Origin of the sequence: Mycobacterium sp. GA-2829, assembly GCF_001499965.1 — a bacterium.
GTDB lineage: Bacteria > Actinomycetota > Actinomycetes > Mycobacteriales > Mycobacteriaceae > Mycobacterium.
This window is the reverse complement of the sequence record NZ_LQIT01000033.1, coordinates 14351-32729: the sequence shown is the minus strand read 5'-3', so window position 1 is coordinate 32729 and position 18379 is coordinate 14351. Positions and strand designations below refer to the sequence as shown.

The 18379-nt window shown below is 70.8% G+C and carries 19 protein-coding genes; 5 read left to right on the top strand and 14 right to left on the bottom strand.

The genetic code is table 11. The annotated features are described in order from the left end of the window. Positions 1–49 precede the first annotated feature (49 nt). Together AU194_RS19470 and AU194_RS19465 are read left to right on the top strand one after the other, a co-directional pair. Complete coding sequence (locus tag AU194_RS19470) at positions 50–421, top strand: hypothetical protein (RefSeq protein WP_059090901.1); 372 nt, start codon at positions 50–52, stop codon at positions 419–421. Further along, entirely contained in the window at positions 418–777 is a 360-nt protein-coding gene (locus tag AU194_RS19465) for a DUF3817 domain-containing protein (RefSeq protein ID WP_059090900.1), read from the top strand. Before AU194_RS19470 ends, AU194_RS19465 begins: the two co-directional genes overlap by 4 nt. Here AU194_RS19465 and AU194_RS19460 read toward each other — a convergent pair. The 12 genes from AU194_RS19460 to clpS form a co-directional block, all read right to left on the bottom strand. Next, positions 755–2647, bottom strand: coding sequence for an MFS transporter (locus AU194_RS19460; RefSeq protein ID WP_059090938.1), 1893 nt, complete (start codon positions 2645–2647; stop codon positions 755–757). The genes AU194_RS19465 and AU194_RS19460 overlap by 23 nt on opposite strands. 53 nt (positions 2648–2700) lie before the next feature. Next, entirely contained in the window at positions 2701–3303 is a 603-nt protein-coding gene (gene rdgB / locus AU194_RS19455; protein WP_059090899.1) for an RdgB/HAM1 family non-canonical purine NTP pyrophosphatase, read from the bottom strand. Next, the gene (gene rph / locus AU194_RS19450; protein ID WP_059090898.1) at positions 3300–4082 is read right to left on the bottom strand and encodes a ribonuclease PH; all 783 of its coding nucleotides are present in this window, start codon (positions 4080–4082) and stop codon (positions 3300–3302) included. Before rph ends, rdgB begins: the two co-directional genes overlap by 4 nt. Before the next feature lie 25 nt (positions 4083–4107). Next, positions 4108–4881, bottom strand: a complete 774-nt coding sequence (locus AU194_RS19445; RefSeq protein WP_059090897.1) for a cyclic nucleotide-degrading phosphodiesterase — start codon at positions 4879–4881, stop codon at positions 4108–4110. An 87-nt stretch (positions 4882–4968) separates the two neighbouring features. Further along, complete coding sequence (murI, locus tag AU194_RS19440; RefSeq protein WP_059090937.1) at positions 4969–5775, bottom strand: glutamate racemase; 807 nt, start codon at positions 5773–5775, stop codon at positions 4969–4971. A gap of 20 nt (positions 5776–5795) precedes the next feature. Then, on the bottom strand, positions 5796–6482 hold the full coding sequence (locus tag AU194_RS19435; RefSeq protein ID WP_059090896.1) for a rhomboid family intramembrane serine protease: 687 nt from the start codon (positions 6480–6482) through the stop codon (positions 5796–5798). Continuing rightward, positions 6473–7444: a cysteine synthase gene (locus AU194_RS19430; protein ID WP_059090936.1), complete on the bottom strand. Its 972-nt coding sequence runs from the start codon at positions 7442–7444 to the stop codon at positions 6473–6475. The genes AU194_RS19435 and AU194_RS19430 overlap by 10 nt, the downstream gene beginning before the upstream one ends. A 2-nt stretch (positions 7445–7446) precedes the next feature. Continuing rightward, positions 7447–7728: a MoaD/ThiS family protein gene (locus tag AU194_RS19425; RefSeq protein ID WP_059090895.1), complete on the bottom strand. Its 282-nt coding sequence runs from the start codon at positions 7726–7728 to the stop codon at positions 7447–7449. Positions 7729–7741: 13 nt separating this feature from the next. After that, positions 7742–8155, bottom strand: coding sequence for a Mov34/MPN/PAD-1 family protein (locus AU194_RS19420; protein WP_059090894.1), 414 nt, complete (start codon positions 8153–8155; stop codon positions 7742–7744). A 5-nt stretch (positions 8156–8160) separates the two neighbouring features. Then, on the bottom strand, positions 8161–9189 hold the full coding sequence (locus AU194_RS19415; protein WP_059090893.1) for a P1 family peptidase: 1029 nt from the start codon (positions 9187–9189) through the stop codon (positions 8161–8163). After that, positions 9186–9770, bottom strand: a complete 585-nt coding sequence (locus AU194_RS19410) for a DUF2017 domain-containing protein (RefSeq protein WP_059090892.1) — start codon at positions 9768–9770, stop codon at positions 9186–9188. The genes AU194_RS19415 and AU194_RS19410 overlap by 4 nt, the downstream gene beginning before the upstream one ends. Before the next feature lie 13 nt (positions 9771–9783). After that, on the bottom strand, positions 9784–10095 hold the full coding sequence (gene clpS / locus AU194_RS19405) for an ATP-dependent Clp protease adapter ClpS (protein ID WP_059090891.1): 312 nt from the start codon (positions 10093–10095) through the stop codon (positions 9784–9786). 35 nt (positions 10096–10130) lie between these two features. On the opposite strand from clpS, the gene AU194_RS19400 reads away from it, so the two are divergent. Genes AU194_RS19400 through AU194_RS19390 form a run of 3 tightly spaced genes read left to right on the top strand, consistent with a single transcriptional unit; the run spans position 10131 to position 14918 of the window. Further along, positions 10131–11450, top strand: a complete 1320-nt coding sequence (locus tag AU194_RS19400) for a nicotinate phosphoribosyltransferase (RefSeq protein WP_082698715.1) — start codon at positions 10131–10133, stop codon at positions 11448–11450. Continuing rightward, positions 11447–13444, top strand: coding sequence for an ATP-dependent DNA helicase (locus tag AU194_RS19395; RefSeq protein WP_059090889.1), 1998 nt, complete (start codon positions 11447–11449; stop codon positions 13442–13444). Before AU194_RS19400 ends, AU194_RS19395 begins: the two co-directional genes overlap by 4 nt. Positions 13445–13484: 40 nt before the next feature. After that, positions 13485–14918, top strand: a complete 1434-nt coding sequence (locus tag AU194_RS19390; RefSeq protein WP_059090888.1) for a hypothetical protein — start codon at positions 13485–13487, stop codon at positions 14916–14918. 3 nt (positions 14919–14921) lie between these two features. Here the strand turns inward: AU194_RS19390 and AU194_RS19385 are convergent, their stop codons facing one another. After that, entirely contained in the window at positions 14922–15764 is an 843-nt protein-coding gene (locus tag AU194_RS19385; protein ID WP_059090887.1) for a hypothetical protein, read from the bottom strand. Next, the gene (glgP, locus tag AU194_RS19380; protein ID WP_059090886.1) at positions 15761–18343 is read right to left on the bottom strand and encodes an alpha-glucan family phosphorylase; all 2583 of its coding nucleotides are present in this window, start codon (positions 18341–18343) and stop codon (positions 15761–15763) included. Before glgP ends, AU194_RS19385 begins: the two co-directional genes overlap by 4 nt. Positions 18344–18379 lie beyond the last annotated feature (36 nt).

The window sequence follows — 18379 nt, the reverse complement described above, 5'->3', positions numbered from 1 at the left end:
CTCTCCCGCGCGGTTCGTCGACCCGAGGACCAGGCGGTACCGTGGAGCCGTGTCCACTACACGGCGTAGGAGACCAGCGCTGATCCTGCTGGTCGTGGCGGCCGCAGCCGGCTGCCTGGCGCTGGCGTGGTGGCAGTGGACCCGCTGGGAGTCGACGACGGGCTCGTTCCAGAACCTCGGCTACGCGCTGCAGTGGCCGATGTTCGCGGGTTTCTGCGTCTACGCGTACTACAAGTTCGTCCGGTACGAGGAGGCGCCGCCGGAACCGCGCGCCACCGTCACCGAGATCCCCGCCGACCTGCTACCGGAACGGACGACGCAGACCTCCCCCGCCCCCGACGACGACCCCGCGCTGCGCGAGTACAACGCCTACCTCGCCGAACTCGCCGAAGCCGACAACGAAGGCAGGACCACACCATGACCGCACCGGAGACGCCCGATACCGCGCCCGCCGGGGTGTCGATCGAGACGATCGCCAAGGCGGTCCGCAACTACCGCATCCTGGCCTGGGCGACGGGCATCTGGCTGATCGTGCTGTGCGCCGAGATGGTGCTCAAGTACATCGTCAAGGTGGACTGGCCGTTCCTGTGGATCGTCGCGCCCATCCACGGCTGGGTGTACTTCGCCTACCTGTTGTTCACCGCCAACCTCGCGGTCAAGGTGCGCTGGCCCATCGGCAAGACCATCGGGGTGCTGCTGGCGGGCACCATCCCGCTGCTCGGCATCATCGTCGAGCACTACCAGACCAAGAGCCTCAGGGAGCGCTTCGGCGTGTGACGCCGCGGTGCGCCTCGTCGATGTCGTCGGTCAACCGCGTCACGTAGCCGACCAGCGCCGAGACCTCCGCGTCGTCCCACGTGCCGACCGCCCGGCGCAACCCCGCCACCTTGTGAGAGCGCTGCCGCCACAACCGATCCCGGCCGGTGTCGGTGAGCGCGAAGCGCGGGGTACGCCCCGACCACGCGGGTGCGCTCTCCTCGATGACCGGTGCGACGAGGCCGTCGCGCAGCATCACGAACGCCTCACTGCTCACGGTCCCGGGGTCCACGCCCAGCGCGTCGGCGATCTCCTCGACCGACGCCGCGCCCACCTCGTCGAGGTGTGACAGCAGTACATAGGTCCGGCGGGATACGAACGTCCCGTCGGCGTAGGTGCCCAGCGCCGAATGCCGCCCGAGCCGGGTCAGCACGGCCTCGAGGTCGCGCACCGGGGGCTCCGCCTCGGGCTCGGCCGCACGGGCCACCGCGGGTTTCGGGATCGCCAACGCGATCAACCCGGCGACACCCGCGGCGCACGCCGCGATGATCAGCGCGGTGTGGAAACCCTCCAGCGACGGCAGCACCCGGCCGCCGAGCGTGGTGGTCATCGCGGCCAGCACCGCCCCCATCACCGCGCTCGAGATCGACGTGCCGAGCGACCGCGCCAACGCGTTGATCCCGTTCGCGGCCGCGGTCTCGGCCACCGGGACCGCCGCGTTGATCAGCGCCGGGAGCGAGGCGAAGGCGAACCCGACGCCGACGCTGATCAGCACGTTGAGGAGCAGCACCTCGACGGGGCTGTCCAGGAGCCACAGTCCGGCGACGTAGGAGGCCGCGATGATCGCGCATCCCATGACGAGCGTGATGCGGGGTCCGGTCACCGCGGCGACGCGGGCGGCGATCGGGGCGGAGACCATCATCGCCAGGCCGCCTGGCGCCATCCACAACCCGGCGTGCAGCATCGACTGCCCGAGCCCGAACCCGGTCTCGGTCGGCAATTCGAGCACCTGCGGCGCGACCAGCGACAGCGCGAACAACCCGAACCCGACGCCGACCGAGGCGAGGTTGGTGGTCAGCACCGGCCGCCGGACCGTGGTGCGCAGATCGACGATCGGCGCCGGGGTGCGCAGCTGCCACCAGCCGAACACCGCGAAGATGATCGGCGACGCGGCGAACAGGCCGAGCGTCGTCGCGCTGGTCCAGCCCCACGTCTGCCCCTTCGAGATCGCCAGCAGCAGGGTGGTCAGCCCGCCGGCCAGGCCCAGTGCGCCGAGTAGGTCGACCCGTTCGGAGGACCGCGACCCGACCGGCGGTACGAGCACTGCGAAGGCGAGCAACGCCGCGGCGCCGAGGCCGGCGGCGAACCAGAACAACACGTGCCAGTTGAAGTTCTGCGCGATCACCGCCGACAGCGGCAGGCCCAGCGCCCCGCCCACGCCGAGTGACGCGCTCATGATGCCCATCGCGGATCCGACCCGGTCGGCGGGGACGGCCGCGCGCAGGACGCTGATTCCCAGCGGGATGATCGGCATGCCGAAGCCCTGCAACCCGCGGCCGACGATGACCGGGATCAGCGAGGTGCTCAGCGCGGCGGTCACCGATCCGACGGTCAGCAGCGCCGCGCAGGTCATCAGAATCGGTTTGGGACCGTAGATGTCGCCGAGCCTGCCGAACAGCGGGGTCGCGACGGCCGCGGTGAGCAGTGTCGCGGTGATCGCCCACGACGCGTTGGCCGGACCGGTCTGCAGCAGCGTCGGCAGTTCGGGGATGAGCGGGATGATCAGTGTCTGCATCAGCGACACGCTGATGCCTGCCGCGGCGAGCACGGCGATGAGCACGTTCGGACGCACCCGAGGCGCCACCGTCGTCTCCCCACCATGCCGAGCCACGACGGGGATGCTACCCATTAGGTTGTCTATCTAAAACTCGCGTGGGCGTGACGTCAGCCGGCGAGCGCACGCAGCGCCGGGACCAGCTGCGCGAGCGCCCGCCCGCGATGGCTGGCGGCGTCCTTTTCGGCCGGCGTCAACTCGGCCGCGGTGCGGTCGCCGCCGTCGGGCAGGAAGACCGGGTCGTACCCGAAGCCACCCTCCCCGCGCGGCGCCCGCACGATCGCGCCCCGCCACTCGCCCCGCACCACGACCTCCCGGTCGCCGTCGACCAGCGCGCACGCGGACACGAAGGCCGCGCCCCGCCGCTCGTCGGGCACATCGCGCAGTTGGGCGAGTACCAGTTCGGTGTTCGCGGGATCGTCGCCGTGGGCGCCGGACCACCGCGCCGACAGCACCCCGGGCATCCCGTTGAGCGCGTCGACCTCGAGACCCGAATCGTCGGCGACGGCAGGCAGACCGGTCGCCCGGGACGCGTCCCGCGCCTTGGCCAGCGCGTTCTCCTCGAACGTCGCCCCCGTCTCGGGCGCCTCGTCGAACGGCGCGACGTCGTCGAGCGACAGCAGCGTCAGCCCCGACACCCCAGCGGCGTCGAGGACCCGGTGCAGTTCGGCCAGCTTCTTGCGGTTGCGGCTGGCAACGAGTAGCTCGGTCAGCTTCCGAACGCCTTCTTCGGTGGCGACGTCGGCTCCGGCAACGTCCCCGGATACGGCGCCTCCAGGGCTTCGCGCTGGACGACGAACAACTGCTCACACGACGCCATCGCCAGGTCGAGGAGTTTGTCGAGTGTCGAGCGCGGGAACGTCGCCCCCTCGCCGGTGCCCTGGATCTCGACCAGCGTGCCGGTGTCGGTGGCCACGACGTTCATGTCCACCTCGGCGCGCGAATCCTCGGTGTAGGGCAGATCGACCCGGACCCGGCCGTCGACCACGCCCACGCTGACCGCCGCGATCGCACACGACAGCGGCCGCGGATCGGACAGTTTCCCCGCGGCCGACAGGTAGGTCACCGCATCGGCCAGCGCGACGTACGCGCCGGTGATCGCCGCGGTGCGGGTGCCGCCGTCGGCCTGCAGCACATCGCAGTCGATGGCAATCGTGTTCTCCCCCAACGCATTCAGGTCGATGCACGCACGCAGCGACCGGCCGACCAGCCTGCTGATCTCCTGGGTGCGCCCACCGACACGGCCCTTGACCGACTCGCGGTCGGAGCGGTCGTGCGTGGCCGCGGGCAGCATCGCGTACTCGGCGGTGAGCCAGCCCTGCCCCGAACCCTTACGCCAGCGCGGGACCCCCTCGGTGACGCTGGCCGTGCACATGACCCGCGTCTCCCCGAACTCGACCAACACCGAACCGGCGGGATGGGAGGTGAAACCGCGGGTGATGCGGACCGGCCGCAACTCGTCGTCAAGCCGACCGTCTTCTCGTCTGGACACGCGCCAACCCTATCGGGTGGGTCCGTCAGCGCTTGGTGATGTCGAACGACTCGTTGGCGACCACCGCGTGCACCGGGCCGTCGAACTCCGCCTTGGCCTCGCTGATCACATCCTCACGCGACGTCCACGGCGGGATGTGGGTCAGCAGCAGTTCCCCGACACCGGCTTGGGCTGCCGCCCGGCCCGCCTCGGTGCCCGACAGGTGCAACCCGGGCGGGCGGTCCGATGAATGCGTCCACGACGCCTCGCACAAGAAGACGTCGGCGCCGCGTGCGAGTTCGATCAGCGGATCGCAGAACCCGGTGTCGCCGCTGTAGACGAACGTCGCACCGGAGGGATCGGTCAGCCGCATCCCGTAGGACTCCGTCGGGTGACACACCAGCCGAGGCAGCACCGTCAGCGAACCGATCTGCACCGCGTGGTTGTCCGACCAGTTACACACCTCGAAGATGTCGGAGATGTCGTCGATCTCGCCGCCCTCGGGTGAGGACGCGGCACCCAACCGGGACCAGGTGTTGGCCGGGCCGTAGACCACGCCGCGATCGGTGGCGGGGGTCGGGTGATAGCGCCGCCACACGAACAGCCCCGGCAGATCGAGGCAGTGGTCGGCGTGGAGGTGACTCAACAGCACGTGCACCGCGTTGGGATCGGCGTGGCGCTGCAGGGCGCCGAGGACACCGCCGCCGAAATCGAGCACCAGCGGCGGGGTGTCGGGAGCGGTGACGAGGTACCCGGACGCCGGCGAATCAGGCCCGACGACACTGCCGGAGCAACCGAGTACGGTGATTCGCACGCCCACTAGCTTGCCATGCCCAATCCGCCCTTGACGAAAACATGGCCGGTTTGTCACAGCCTTGCTGCGGCGCCCATTCGCCCCACGGCGGGGTCACGCATCGATGCGACGCTGCACCGGGCGCACCCCGTCCAGGCTCGGCCCGAGGAACCGTGCCGCCAGGGTGGTGAAAGCCGTTGGATCGCCGGTGGATTCGAACACCCGCGTGGCCGGGGCGGCCGAATGCGGGCGCAGCAGATCGAGTTCGGTGAGGACCCGCAGCAGATCCTTGGCGGTCTCCTCGGCGCTGGAGACCAGCGTGACGTGGTCACCCATCGCGAGCTGGATCAATCCCGAGAGCATCGGATAGTGCGTGCAGCCGAGGACCAGGGTGTCGACGTCGGCGCGCTGCAGGGGTTCGAGGTAGCCCTCGGCCATGCCGAGGACCTGACGGCCGCTGGTGACCCCGCGTTCGACGAAGTCCACGAACCGGGGGCAGGCCACCCCGATGACCTCGGTGTCGCGGGCGGCGGTGAACGCATCCTGGTAGGCGCCCGACGCGATCGTCGCCGCGGTGCCGATGACGCCGATGCGGCCGTTGCGGGTGGCCGCCACCGCACGCCGCACCGCGGGCAGGATGACCTCCACCACGGGCACCGGGGCGTAGCGTTCGCGGGCGTCGCGCAGGCACGCCGCCGACGCGGTGTTGCAGGCGATCACCAGGGCCTTGACGCCGCGGCCGACCAGATCGTCGCCGATGGCCAGTGCGTGGGCGCGCACCTCCGGGATCGACAGCGGGCCGTAGGGTCCGTTGCCCGTGTCGCCGACGTAGACGATGTCCTCGTCGGGCAGTTGGTCGATGATCGCGCGGGCCACGGTGAGCCCGCCGACCCCGGAGTCGAAGATCCCGACCGGACGCATCCGGTCGTCGGTCGCGTCGGTCACGGCAGCGGGTACGGCGGCGCGCTGCGCGACCGGCGCAGTTCGCGTGCCTTCCGTTCCGGGCTGGACAGCAGGTAGGCGGCGATGATCCCGGCGACCGCACCGCACAGGTGGCCCTGCCAGGACACGCCGGGGGTGCCGGGCAGCACGCCGAACAGGATGCCGCCGTAGAAGAACAGCACGATGACGCCGACGACGATCTCCCACACCTTGCGGGTGAAGAACCCGAACACGATCAGGAATGCGAGCCACCCGAAGATCAGCCCCGAGGCGCCGATGTGGTTGGCCTCGCAGCGCACCCCGACGTACGGGCAGTGCGCGCCGATGTTGCCGATCAGCCAGGTGCCAAGGCCGCCGAGGATCCACACGATCGCGGTCGCGTAGATGAACCGCGACAATCCGGCCAGCGTCATCAGGAAGCCGAGGACCAGCGCCGGGCCGGTGTTGGCGACGAGGTGCTGCCAGTTGGCGTGCAGCAGCGGCGCCCACAGCACACCCCACAGCCCGTCGGCCTCCAGCGGCCGGATGCCGTTGTCGTCGAGGCGGTGGCTACCCAGCGAATCGAACAGCTCGATGACGTACAGCAGCACGACGAAGCTGACGATCGTGACACCGCCGACCACCCAGGCGGGCCGCTTCTGCTGCGGCGCAGGAGTAGCGGCGGGATACCCGGGGCTCACGCCCATAGCTGCCCTTCCAACGCGTCTTCGGCGTCGTCCAGGCTACCGGCGTACGCACCGGTCGAGAGGTACTTCCAGCCGGCGTCGCAGACCGTGAACGCGATGTCGGCGCGTTCACCCGCCTTGACGGCCTTGGCGGCCATGCCGAGGGCGGCGTGCAGGATCGCTCCGCTCGACACACCCGCGAAGATGCCCTCCTTGGTGACCAGCTCCCTGGTGCGTTTGATCGCGTCGAATGAGCCGACCGAGAACCGGGTGGTCAGCACCTCCGGGTCGTACAGCTCGGGGATGAACCCCTCGTCGATGTTGCGCAGCGCGTACACCCCTTCGCCGTAGCGGGGTTCGGCGGCGACGATCTGCACGCCCGGCACGTGTTCGCGCAGGAACCGGCCGGTGCCCATCAACGTTCCGGTGGTGCCCAGACCGCCGACGAAGTGGGTGATCTCGGGCAGGTCGGCGAGCAGTTCGGGCCCGGTGCCGTAGTAGTGCGCATCGGCGTTGGCGGGGTTGCCGTACTGGTAGAGCATCACCCAGTCGGGGTTGGCCGCCGCGAGTTCCTTGGCGTGGGCGACCGCGGTGTTCGAACCGCCCTCGGCCGGGGAGAAGATGATCCGCGCGCCATAGAGCTCGAGCAGCTGCCTGCGCTCGATCGAGGTGTTCTCCGGCATCACGCAGATCATCTGGTAGCCCTTGAGCAGGGCGGCCATCGCGAGCGAGATCCCGGTGTTGCCGCTGGTGGGCTCCAGGATCGTGGCACCGGGCGCCAGCAGCCCGTCGCGTTCGGCCTGTTCGATCATCCGCAGCGCGGGGCGGTCCTTGATCGACCCCGTCGGGTTGCGGTCCTCGAGTTTGGCCCACAGCCGCACATGCGGTCCGTTGTCGTCGTCATCCCAGCGCGGCGAGAGCCGCGGGCAGCCGACCAGCGGCGTGTTACCGAGGGCCTCGAGCACCGAGTCGTATCGCGCCAAGGTCACCCACCTGCCACGGCGGGCAGGATCGTCACCGAATCCCCGTCGGAGATCGTGGTCTCCAGCCCGCCCGAGAAGCGCACGTCCTCGTCGTTGACGTAGATGTTGACGAACCGGTGCAGCTTGCCCGGCTTGTCGGGGTCGACGAGCCGTTCGGAGATGCCGGAGTAGTTCGCCTCGAGATCGCTGATGACGTCGGCGAGCGTGGCGCCCGACGCGCTGACACGCTTCTCGCCCTTGGTGTGGGTGCGCAGGATGGTCGGGATGGACACAGTGACAGCCATGGGTTTCCTTCTCTCAGTACTGCTCGACGATGGTGACCGGCTCTTCGATGACGACACCGTCGACGATCCGGTAGCTGCGTAGTTCGTAGTCGTCCGGGTCGCGGGTGGACACCAGCACGTAGTGCGCATCGGGTTCCTGCGCCAGCGAGATGTCGGTGCGGCTGGGATAGGCCTCGGTGGCGGTGTGCGAGTGGTAGATCACCACGGGCACCTCGTCGGCTTCGTCCATGGCCCGCCACACCTTGAGCTGTTCCATCGAGTCGAACCGGTAGAACGTCGGCGACCGCTCGGCGTTGAGCATCGCGATGTGCCGCTCCGGCCGGTCCGAACCCTCGGGACCGGCGAGCACACCGCAGGCCTCGTCGGGATGGTCGGCGCGGGCATGCGCCACCATGGCGTCGACCAGGTCGGCGCGAATCGTCAACAAAGTTCTCACTCCCTTCCGAACGCTCCGGGCAACAGGTCCCGGTACGTCGGTATTCCGGCCGCGCTCTCAGCGGCCAGCACGCCGACCATCACCGCGCGGGCCAGACAGTCCGCCGCGGCCGCGCCGATCTCGGTCATCAGCGGCACCTCGGGCGTCATCGACGCCGGGGTGGTCGGGTCCGGTGGCACCTCGACCGCACCGGTGGCCAGCGCGAACACCGTATCGCCGTCGAGCGGGGTGTGACACGGCCGCAGGGTGCGGGCCAGCCCGTCGTGGGCGGCCACCGCGACCCGGCGGCAGCCGGCCGGGCTCAGCGCGGCGTCGGTGGCGACCACGGCGATCGTGGTGTTGAGCGGGCTGAGCTCCTGGTGGCGCCCCGCGTAGGCGGCGATCTGGTCGGCGGGCGGTTCGACGAGACCGAACTCACGCCGGTACTCGGCCATCCACGGCAGCCCGGTGGTGGTATCGAACGCCTCACCGGCGGAGTTGACGACGACGATCGCCCCGACGGTCACCCCGGAGTCCAGGCGGATCGAGGCCGTTCCGACGCCGCCCTTGAGCACACCGGCGCGGGCGCCGACCCCGGCGCCGACCGTCCCGACCGCCACTTCGGTCCCGGCGGAGGCGGCCGCGGCGTACCCGAACTCGGCCGTCGGCCGGCACGCCCACCCGCCGACGGGCAGATCGAAGATCACCGCCGCGGGCACGATCGGGACGGTCCCCCCGTCCAGGGCCACCCCGCGACCCTGCTCCTCGAGGAAGGTCATCACGCCGTCGGCGGCGGCCAGCCCGTAGGCGCTGCCGCCGGTGAGCACGATGGCGTCGGCGTGGCGGACCGAGTTACTCGGGTCCAGCAGATCGGTCTCCCGGGTGCCGGGCGCACCGCCGCGGCCGTCGACCGCGCCCACGGTGCCGGGCGGGGTGAGCACGACGGTGGTGCCGGTGGCCCAGCCGCTGCCGAGTTCGGCGTCGGCGTCGAGGCGGTCGTGCTGGCCGACGCGGATGCCCGCGACGTCGGTGATGGATCCGCTCATCGCAGCGGCTTCCCGATCAGGCTGAGCACCAGATACTCCTGCAGCACCGTCAACCACTGATACACGTCGACGTGCCCGGCCATCGGATGGTCGGCGGGCAGGTCGTCGAGGCCGGCGTCGATGTCGAGCATCGTCCCCAGCGCCAGCCGGACGTCGTTCACGGCGGCGGCCCAGGCGTGCGCATCGTCCTCGCCGAGTTCGAAGCGGCCGCCACCGGTGGGCAGGGTGTCCAGAACCCGTTGCGCCGCATCGCGTTTGGCGGCCAGGATCTCGGGTTCGTGCAGGCTGCGCAACGCGCTGTTGAGGCTCTCGGCGGTGCCGGAGCCTGCGGGGTGCTCGGTCGCCGCGCGGAAGAAATCCGGCAGCAACCGTTTCATCGTGGCGTCCTGCGGCGGCGTGGAGTGCCCGGTGCGCATCCCGGTGATCTCCTCGAGTTCGTCTGCGGGAGCCGATGATTCGCGTTCGTCGAGCATACCCTTGACCGAGGTCACCAGACTCTGCAGCAGCGCCGCCTCATGCGGTTCCAGCGCCGACCGGAACCTCGCGCCGTCGGGGGTCTGCACACGCTTCCATTTGCGCACTCCAGCGGCCTCGTCAGCGATCCTGCTGCATGGTCGCCCACAGGCCCGCCGCATGCAGTTTGGCCACGTCGACCTCCATGGATTCCCGGCTGCCCGCCGACACGACGGCCTTGCCCTCGTTGTGCACCTGGAGCATCAGCTTGGTGGCGTGCGGTTCGCTGTAGCCGAACAACTTCTGGAACACATAGGTCACGTACGTCATGAGGTTCACGGGATCATCCCAGACGATCGTGACCCAGGGGGAATCGGTGGCCTCGTCCTGCTGGGGCACCGTAGCCACGTCGCGCTGCTCGCGGGTACCCGGGGCTTTCGCCGGTGTGACCATGTCGCCAGGATACCGGGGGCACCTCACCGGTTACGGTGGCAGCTGTGACAGCCGCGCTGCTGACCGACAAGTACGAGCTGACGATGCTGGCCGCGGCACTGCGCGACGGCACCGCCCATCGGCGCGCGACGTTCGAGATCTTCGCCCGCCGGCTCCCCGAGGGCCGCCGCTACGGCGTGGTCGCCGGCACCGCGCGGTTGGTCGAGGCGTTGCGCGACTTCACCTTCGACGACACGGCACTCGCCGCGGTCGGCACCTTCCTCGACGACGAGACCGTGAACTACCTCGCCGGCTACCGCTTCCGCGGCGACATCGACGGCTACCCCGAGGGTGAGCTGTACTTCCCCGGCTCGCCGGTGCTGTCGGTGCACGGCACCTTCGCGGAATGCGTGCTGCTCGAGACGCTCGCGCTGTCGATCTTCAACCACGACTGCGCGATCGCCGCCGCCGCGGCGCGGATGGCCGGGGCCGCCGCGGGCCGCGCGCTGATCGAGATGGGGTCGCGGCGCACCCACGAAGAGGCCGCCGTCGCCGCCGCGCGGGCCGCCTACCTGGCCGGATTCGCCGGCACCTCGAATCTGGAGGCGCAGCGCCGGCACGGGGTGCCCGCGCTGGGCACCAGCGCCCACGCGTTCACGTTGCTGCACACCACCGGGGACGGTCCCGACGAGGTGGCCGCGTTCCGCGCCCAGGTCGAGGCGCTCGGCGCGGGCACCACCCTGCTGGTCGACACCTACGACATCACCGCGGGCGTGGCCAACGCCGTCGCGGTGGCGGGCCCCGAACTCGGGGCGGTGCGCATCGACTCCGGTGACCTCGGCGTACTGGCCCGGCAGGTCCGCGCCCAACTCGACGGCCTCGGCGCCACCAAGACCCGGATCGTGGTGTCCGGCGACCTCGACGAGTTCGCGATCGCCGCGCTGCGCGCCGAACCCGTCGACATCTACGGGGTGGGCACCTCGCTGGTGACCGGATCCGGTGCGCCGACGGCGGGTATGGTCTACAAACTCGTCGAGGTCGACGGCATCCCCGTCGAGAAACGCAGTACGCACAAGACATCCCAGGGCGGCCGCAAACACGCCGCGCGGGTGGCCAAACCGTCCGGCACCGTCGTCGAGGAGATCGTGCACCCGTTCGACGAACCCGCGACCGCACCATCCGGTCATGACCTGCGGCCCCTGACGGTTCCGCTGGTGCGGGCGGGCGAACCGGTCGCCGACCTCGATCTGGCCGCCGCGCGCGAGCGCGTCGCCGCCGGGCTGCGCAGCCTGCCGTGGGACGGGCTCAAACTCTCCCGCGGCGAACCCGCCATTCCGACCCGCGTGCTCGCCCCCGCCGGGCACTCCCGGCAGTGACCAAGACCCGCGCGAACTCGAACGCGCCCGTCACCGATCTGCTCGCCGCCGCCGTCGCGGCCGTCGGTGGTGCCGAACGCTCCGGTCAGGTGCAGATGGCCGAGGCCGTCGCACGCTCCTTCGGCACCGGTCAGCACCTGGCGGTGCAGGCGGGGACCGGCACCGGCAAATCGCTGGCCTACCTGGTGCCCGCGATCGCCCACGCGATGACCGCCGCCGACCCCGTCGTGGTGTCGACCGCCACGATCGCCCTGCAGCGCCAACTCGTCGATCGGGACCTGCCTCGACTGGCCGACGCGCTGGCCCCGTCGCTGCCCCGCAAACCGAAGTTCGCGTTACTCAAGGGGCGCGGAAACTACTTGTGCCTCAACAAGATCCACAATGGGACCACCGGCATCGGCGATGCGCCCGACGACCGGCCGCAGGAGGAACTGTTCGACGCGGTGGCCGCCACCGCGCTCGGCCGCGACGTGCAGCGGCTGACCGCGTGGTCGTCGGACACCGAGACCGGTGACCGCGACGAACTGCGTCCCGGTGTGCCCGACCGGTCCTGGCGGCAGGTGAGCGTGTCGGCCCGCGAATGCATCGGCGTCTCGCGCTGCCCGTACGGCACCGACTGTTTCGCCGAGAAGGCCCGCGCGAAGGCCGCCGACGTCGACGTCGTGGTCACCAACCACGCGCTGCTCGCGATCGACGCGATGTCCGACGCCGCGGTGTTGCCCGAACACAGCGCCGTGGTGATCGACGAGGCGCACGAACTCGCCGACCGGGTGACGTCGGTGGCGACCGGGGAGCTGTCGGCCACCTCGATGGGGGTGGCCCACCGCCGGGTCGCCCGGCTGGTCGACCCGGAACTCGCCGAACGGCTCGAGGCCGCGGTCGCGACGGTGTCCTCGGCGATCCACGACGGCACCCCCGGGCGCATCGACCGCCTCGACGACGAACTGGCCACCTACCTGACCACGCTGCGCGACGCCGCCGACCGGGCCCGCACCGCGATCGACACCGCGCCCAGCGATCCGAAGGCCGCCGCGGCGCGCACCGAGGCGGTGACCGCGCTGACCGACGTCCGTGACACCGCCGAGCGGATCATCGACTCGTTCGTCCCCGCCATCCCCGACCGCCACGACGTGGTGTGGCTGGACCACGAGAACGGCCCGTCCGGTTCGGTCAGCGCGATCCTGCGGGTCGCGCCGCTGTCGGTGGCCGGCCTGCTGCGCACCCGGCTGTTCGAACACGCGACGACGGTGCTGACCTCGGCGACGCTGACGGTCGGCGGCAACTTCGAGGCCATGGCCCGCGCCTGGGGGCTGGCCGACACCAAGTGGCAGGGCATCGATGTCGGGTCACCCTTCGAACACGCCAAGGCCGGGATCCTCTACGTCGCCGCGCACCTGCCGCCGCCCGGGCGCGACGGCACCGGATCGGCCGAACAACTCGCCGAGATCGAGGCGCTGATCACCGCCGCGGGCGGCCGCACCCTCGGCCTGTTCTCCTCGATGCGCGCGGCCAAGGCCGCCGCGGAGGTGATGCGGGAGCGCCTCGACACCCCGGTGCTCTGCCAGGGCGAGGACACCACCTCGGCGCTGGTGGAGCGCTTCGCCGACGATCCGCAGACCTCGCTGTTCGGCACGCTGTCGCTGTGGCAGGGCGTCGACGTGCCGGGCCCGTCGCTGTCGCTGGTGCTCATCGACCGGATCCCGTTCCCGCGGCCCGACGATCCGCTGCTGACCGCCCGGCAGCGGGCGATCACCGCGCACGGCGGCAACGGGTTCATGTCCGTGGCCGCCTCCCACGCCGCGCTGCTACTGGCCCAGGGTGCGGGCCGGCTGCTGCGCCGCATCGACGACCGCGGGGTGGTCGCGGTGCTGGACTCCCGGATGGCCACCGCCCGCTACGCCGGTTATCTGCGGGCCTCGCTGCCGCCGTTCTGGGCGACCACGGATCCGGTGCGGGTGCGCGCCGCCCTGGAACGGCTCCGCGCCGACGCCTGACCTCACTATCCTTTCCAGCGAAGTGACGGGAGGCGCCAGCATGAGCCGACGGCGGGTGTGGTGGGCCGCGATCCTCGCCTCGGCGCTGGTGGCAGGATGTTCGACCACCCTGCAGGGCCGCCCCGTCTCGGTGTTCGACGATCCGTTCCGCGTGGCCGGGATGGCCGCGACCGACGGTCCGACGGGGCTGCGCCCCGACGCCGAGGACCCCAGCCGCGACGTCACCGACACCGACGGCGGCGACATGGACGCATTGGCCGCCGCCGCGGTGAGCGACATCGAGGAGTTCTGGGCGCAGGCGTTTCCGGAGACCTTCGACGGTGCGGAGTTCACCCCGGTCGACGCGCTGGTGTCCTGGGATTCCGACAGCTACGACGGCGTCTTCTGCGGCGCCGACACCGTCGGCCTGGTGAACGCCGGTTTCTGCCTGCCGGAGAACACCATCGGTTGGGACCGCGGGGAGTTGCTGCCCGCGTTGCGCGCCGCCAACGGCGACATGGGCGTCGCGCTGGTGCTCGCCCACGAATACGGCCACGCCGTCGGACACCAGGCGGAGCTCAACAAACGCGGCACCCCGGTGCTGGTCGCCGAACAGCAGGCCGACTGTTTCGCCGGCGCGTACATGCGCTGGGTGGCCGAGGGGTCCTCGCCGCGGTTCACGCTGAGCACCGGCGAGGGCCTCAACGGGGTGCTGGCGGCGGTCATCGCCTTCCGCGATCCGCTGTTCAGCGAGGGTGACGACCTGTCGGGGCTCAACGAACACGGGTCGGCGTTCGAACGGGTGTCGGCGTTCCAGTTCGGCTTCACCGACGGACCCGCCTCTTGCGCGGCGATCGACCTGCGCGAGATCGGCCAGCGCCGCGGCGATCTGCCGGTGCTGCTCCCCGAGGACCAGACCGGCGAACTGCCGGTGACCACCCAGTCGGTGCGCGACGTCGTCGACGCGTTGAACGGCGTCTTCCGGCCCGCCCGCCCACCGGAACTCGACTTCACCGCCGCGAACGCCGACACCTGCCCCGACGCGCGGCCGAGCCCACCGGTGTCCTACTGCCCGGCCACCAACACCCTCGTCGTCGACCTGCCCGCGCTGGAGGAGATGGGCGCACGGCAGGAGTTCGTCGACACCAACGGGTTGGCCACCGGCGACAACACCGCCTACTCGGTGCTGATGTCGCGCTACCTGCAGGCCGTCCAGCACGAGCGCGAGCTCGACCTCCACACCGCCGAGGCGGCGCTGCGCACCGCATGCCTGACCGGAGTGGCCACCACGGCGCTGTCCCGGGAGACCGCTCCCGGCAACGGCATCGTGCTCACCGCGGGCGATCTCGACGAGGCGGTGTCGGGGATCCTCACCAACGGACTGGCCGCAGGCGACGTCAACGGCGATTCGGTGCCGTCGGGGTTCTCCCGGATCGACGCATTCCGCGTCGGGGTGCTCGGCGACGAGCAGCGGTGCCTGGCCCGGTTCCCCTAGCCCTCAGTCCGGGACGCGGACGACGAATCCGGACTCCAGCGCCGCCCACAGCGCCCCGTCGGGACCGATGGCCAGCCCGTGCGGTTCGCTGCCGCGTGGGAGGTCGAAGGTCTCCACCTCACCGTCGAAGCCGATGCGCGCCAGCTGATCGGCACCCCAGAGGCTGACCCACACGCCGCCGGACGGATCGGCCACCACCGCATGGGGTTTCCCGGGCATGTCGATCTCCTGCAGCGCCCCGTCGAGCGGGATCCGCCCCAGCTTGTCGGCGAGGATCTCGGTGAACCAGATCGCGTCGTCGTGCGTGGCGGTGATACCCACCGGACCGGCGCCGCGGGTCGGCAGCTCGCGGATGGTCAGCCCGTCCGCCGGATGCAGCCTGCCGATCGCGCTGCCCGCATTCAGCGTGAACCACAGTGCGTCGTCGGGGCCGCGGGTGATCATCGACGGCGTTCCGCGTGCCGACGCCTCGCCGCTGACCTCACCGTCGACGGTGATCCGCCCGATGCCGCCGACGCCCATCTCGGTGAACCACAGCGCCCCGTCGGCGCCGACGCAGATCCCGAACGGCGCACTGCCCTCTCCGAGCGCGAACTCGGTGAGCTCACCCGCGGTGGTGATGCGGCCGATGCGGTCGTCGCCGTTGCGGGTGAACCACAGCGCGCCGTCGGGGCCCGAGGTGATCAGCGACGGCCGCGAACCCTCGGCCACCGGGAAGCGGTCGACGGCGCCGTCGGCGCCGACCCGGGCGATCGCCCCGTCGTGGACGAGGGTCACCCACATCGCGCCGTCGGCGCCCGCGGCCAGCGCGTACGGTCCGCCGCCGATCTGCCGGACCAGGCTCACGCCAACGTGACCAGGCCGAGCTCGTTGTCGGCGGCCAGCAGCCGGTGGTGCGGCAGCACCCGCACGGTGTAGCCGACCGGACCGGCGACGGGCAGCGGTGTCGTCGTCGTGTAGACCTGCCTGCCGTCGTCGGTGGCACCGGTGTGCGCCATCGGCACCGTCAGCGGATCGAGCAGCGTGTCGCCGGCGTCGACGCGCCCGAGCACCGCCTGCACGGACACCTCGTCGGGCTGCAGCCCGGCCAGCGCCACCGTCGCGGTCAGCGTCAGCTCGGAGTTGAGCAGCGGGGTGTCGGGCAGCCCGGAGCTGTCCACCTCGGTCACCTCGACCTTCGGCCACGCCTTCTGCACCCGGCGCCGGTAGTCGGCCAGTTCGGCGGCCGCACCGTACGCCGAACCGTCTGCGTCGGCGACGGTCCGGCGCAGCGACTGCGCGGCCGGCGCGTAGTACTTCTCGGTGTAGTCGCGCACCATCCGCGAGGCCAGCACCTTCGGGCCGAGCGACTTGAGCGTGTGGCGGACCATCTCGACCCAGCGGATCGGGATGCCGTGTTCGTCGCGCTCGTAGAACTTCGGTGCCACCGACTGCTCGACGAGGTCGTAGAGCGCGGCGGCCTCCAGATCGTCGCGGCGGTTCTCGTCGGCGAGGCCGTCGGCGGTCGGGATCTCCCACCCGTTCTCCCCGTCGAACCACTCGTCCCACCAGCCGTCGCGGATCGACAGGTTCAGCCCGCCGTTGAGCGCGCTCTTCATCCCCGACGTGCCGCACGCCTCGAGCGGGCGCAGCGGATTGTTCAACCACACGTCGCAGCCGTAGTACAGCTGCCGCGCCATCGACATGTCGTAGTCCGGCAGGAACGCGATGCGGTGCCGCACCTCGTGGCGGTCGGCGAACCGCACCACCTGCTGGATCAGCGCCTTGCCGCCGTCGTCGGCCGGGTGGGATTTCCCCGCCACGATCAGCTGCACCGGCCGCTCCTTGTCGAGCAGCAGCCTCTCCAGCCGCGCCGGATCGCGCAGCATCAGCGTCAACCGCTTGTAGGTGGGCACCCGGCGGGCGAACCCGATGGTCAGCACATCGGGATCGAAAGCCGTTGCGATCCAACCCAATTCGGCTTCAGCGGCACCCCGCTCGAGCCACGATCTGCGCACCCGCACCCGGACGTCCTCGACGAGCGCCTTGCGCAGCTGCGACCGGATCCACCACAGGTGACCCGGGTCCACCTCCTGCAGCCGCTCCCAGGCGTCGGTCTCGCGCAGCTGCGCCAGATCGTGTGTGCCGAGCAGTTCGCGACCCAGTTCCATCCACTGCGGCGCCGCCCACGTCGGCGCGTGCACACCGTTGGTGATCGACCCGATCGGCACCTCTCCCGGGTCGAAACCCGGCCACAGTTCGTTGAACATCTCGCGGCTGACCCGTCCGTGCAGCAGCGAGACCCCGTTGGCGCGCTGCGCCAGCCGCAGCCCCATGTGGGCCATGTTGAACTTCGACGGGTCGTCCTCGGCACCGAACCCGACGATGCGGTCCAGCGGGACACCGGCGAGCAGATGCGACTCCCCGAAGTACCGCTTGATCATCTCCACCGGGAACCGGTCGATACCCGCGGGCACCGGGGTGTGGGTGGTGAACACCGTCGAGGACCGCACCACCGTCAGCGCGGTGTCGAAATCCAGTCCGGCGTCGATGAATTCGCGGATGCGCTCCACACCGAGGAAACCGGCGTGGCCCTCGTTCATGTGGAACACCTCCGGGGCGGGCAGGCCCTCGATCTCGGTGAACGCCCGGATGGCCCGCACGCCGCCGATCCCGGCGAGGAGTTCCTGTTTGATCCGGTGTTCCTGGTCGCCGCCGTAGAGGCGGTCGGTGACTCCGCGCAGATCGTGGTCGTTCTCCGGGATGTCGGAGTCGAGTAGCAGCAGCGGGATCCGCCCGACCTGCGCCACCCACACCCGCGCGCGCAGTGTGGCGTCCTCGGGCATCGCCAGTTCGACGAGGACCTGCTCGCCCGCGGCGTCGGTGAGCAGGCGCAGCGGCAACCCCTGCGGGTCGAGCGACGGATAGTTCTCGTGCTGCCAGCCGTCGGCGGTCAGCGACTGCCGGAAGTAGCCCGAGCGGTAGTACAGGCCGACGGCGATCAGCGGCAGGCCCAGATCCGACGCCGACTTGAGGTGGTCGCCGGCGAGGATGCCCAGACCGCCGGAGTAGTTCGGCAGCACCTCGGCGACGCCGAACTCCATCGAGAAGTAGGCGATGCCGTTGGGCAGTTCCGCGCCGTTCTCGAGCTGCTGCTGGTACCACAGCGGCCGCGCCAGGTAGTCGTCGAGATCGGCGGCCAGCCCGTCGAGGCGGCGCACGAAGGATTCGTCGCGGGCGAGTTCGTCGAGCCGGCGCGGCGAGACCCCGCCGAGCAGTGCGACCGGATCGCAGCCGATCTGCTGCCACAGTTTCGGGTCGATGTCGGCGAACAGATCCTGGGTCGGTTTGTCCCATGACCAGCGGAGGTTGACCGAAAGCCGCTCCAGCGCGGCTAGCCGGTCGGGAAGGTGGGCTCGGACGGTGAACCTGCGCAGGGCTTTCACGCGACTCAACCTTACTGACTCCGCCAACCCGTGCAG

What these genes read in the sequence shown, in the direction of transcription:
- AU194_RS19465 (WP_059090900.1), top strand. Translation starts at nt 418, where the DNA reads ATGACCGCACCGGAGACGCCCGATACCGCGCCCGCCGGGGTGTCGATC.
- murI (WP_059090937.1), bottom strand. Translation starts at nt 5,775, where the DNA reads ATGCGTCCGGTCGGGATCTTCGACTCCGGGGTCGGCGGGCTCACCGTG.
- AU194_RS19435 (WP_059090896.1), bottom strand. Translation starts at nt 6,482, where the DNA reads ATGGGCGTGAGCCCCGGGTATCCCGCCGCTACTCCTGCGCCGCAGCAG.
- AU194_RS19425 (WP_059090895.1), bottom strand. Translation starts at nt 7,728, where the DNA reads ATGGCTGTCACTGTGTCCATCCCGACCATCCTGCGCACCCACACCAAG.
- AU194_RS19415 (WP_059090893.1), bottom strand. Translation starts at nt 9,189, where the DNA reads ATGAGCGGATCCATCACCGACGTCGCGGGCATCCGCGTCGGCCAGCAC.
- clpS (WP_059090891.1), bottom strand. Translation starts at nt 10,095, where the DNA reads ATGGTCACACCGGCGAAAGCCCCGGGTACCCGCGAGCAGCGCGACGTG.
- AU194_RS19390 (WP_059090888.1), top strand. Translation starts at nt 13,485, where the DNA reads ATGAGCCGACGGCGGGTGTGGTGGGCCGCGATCCTCGCCTCGGCGCTG.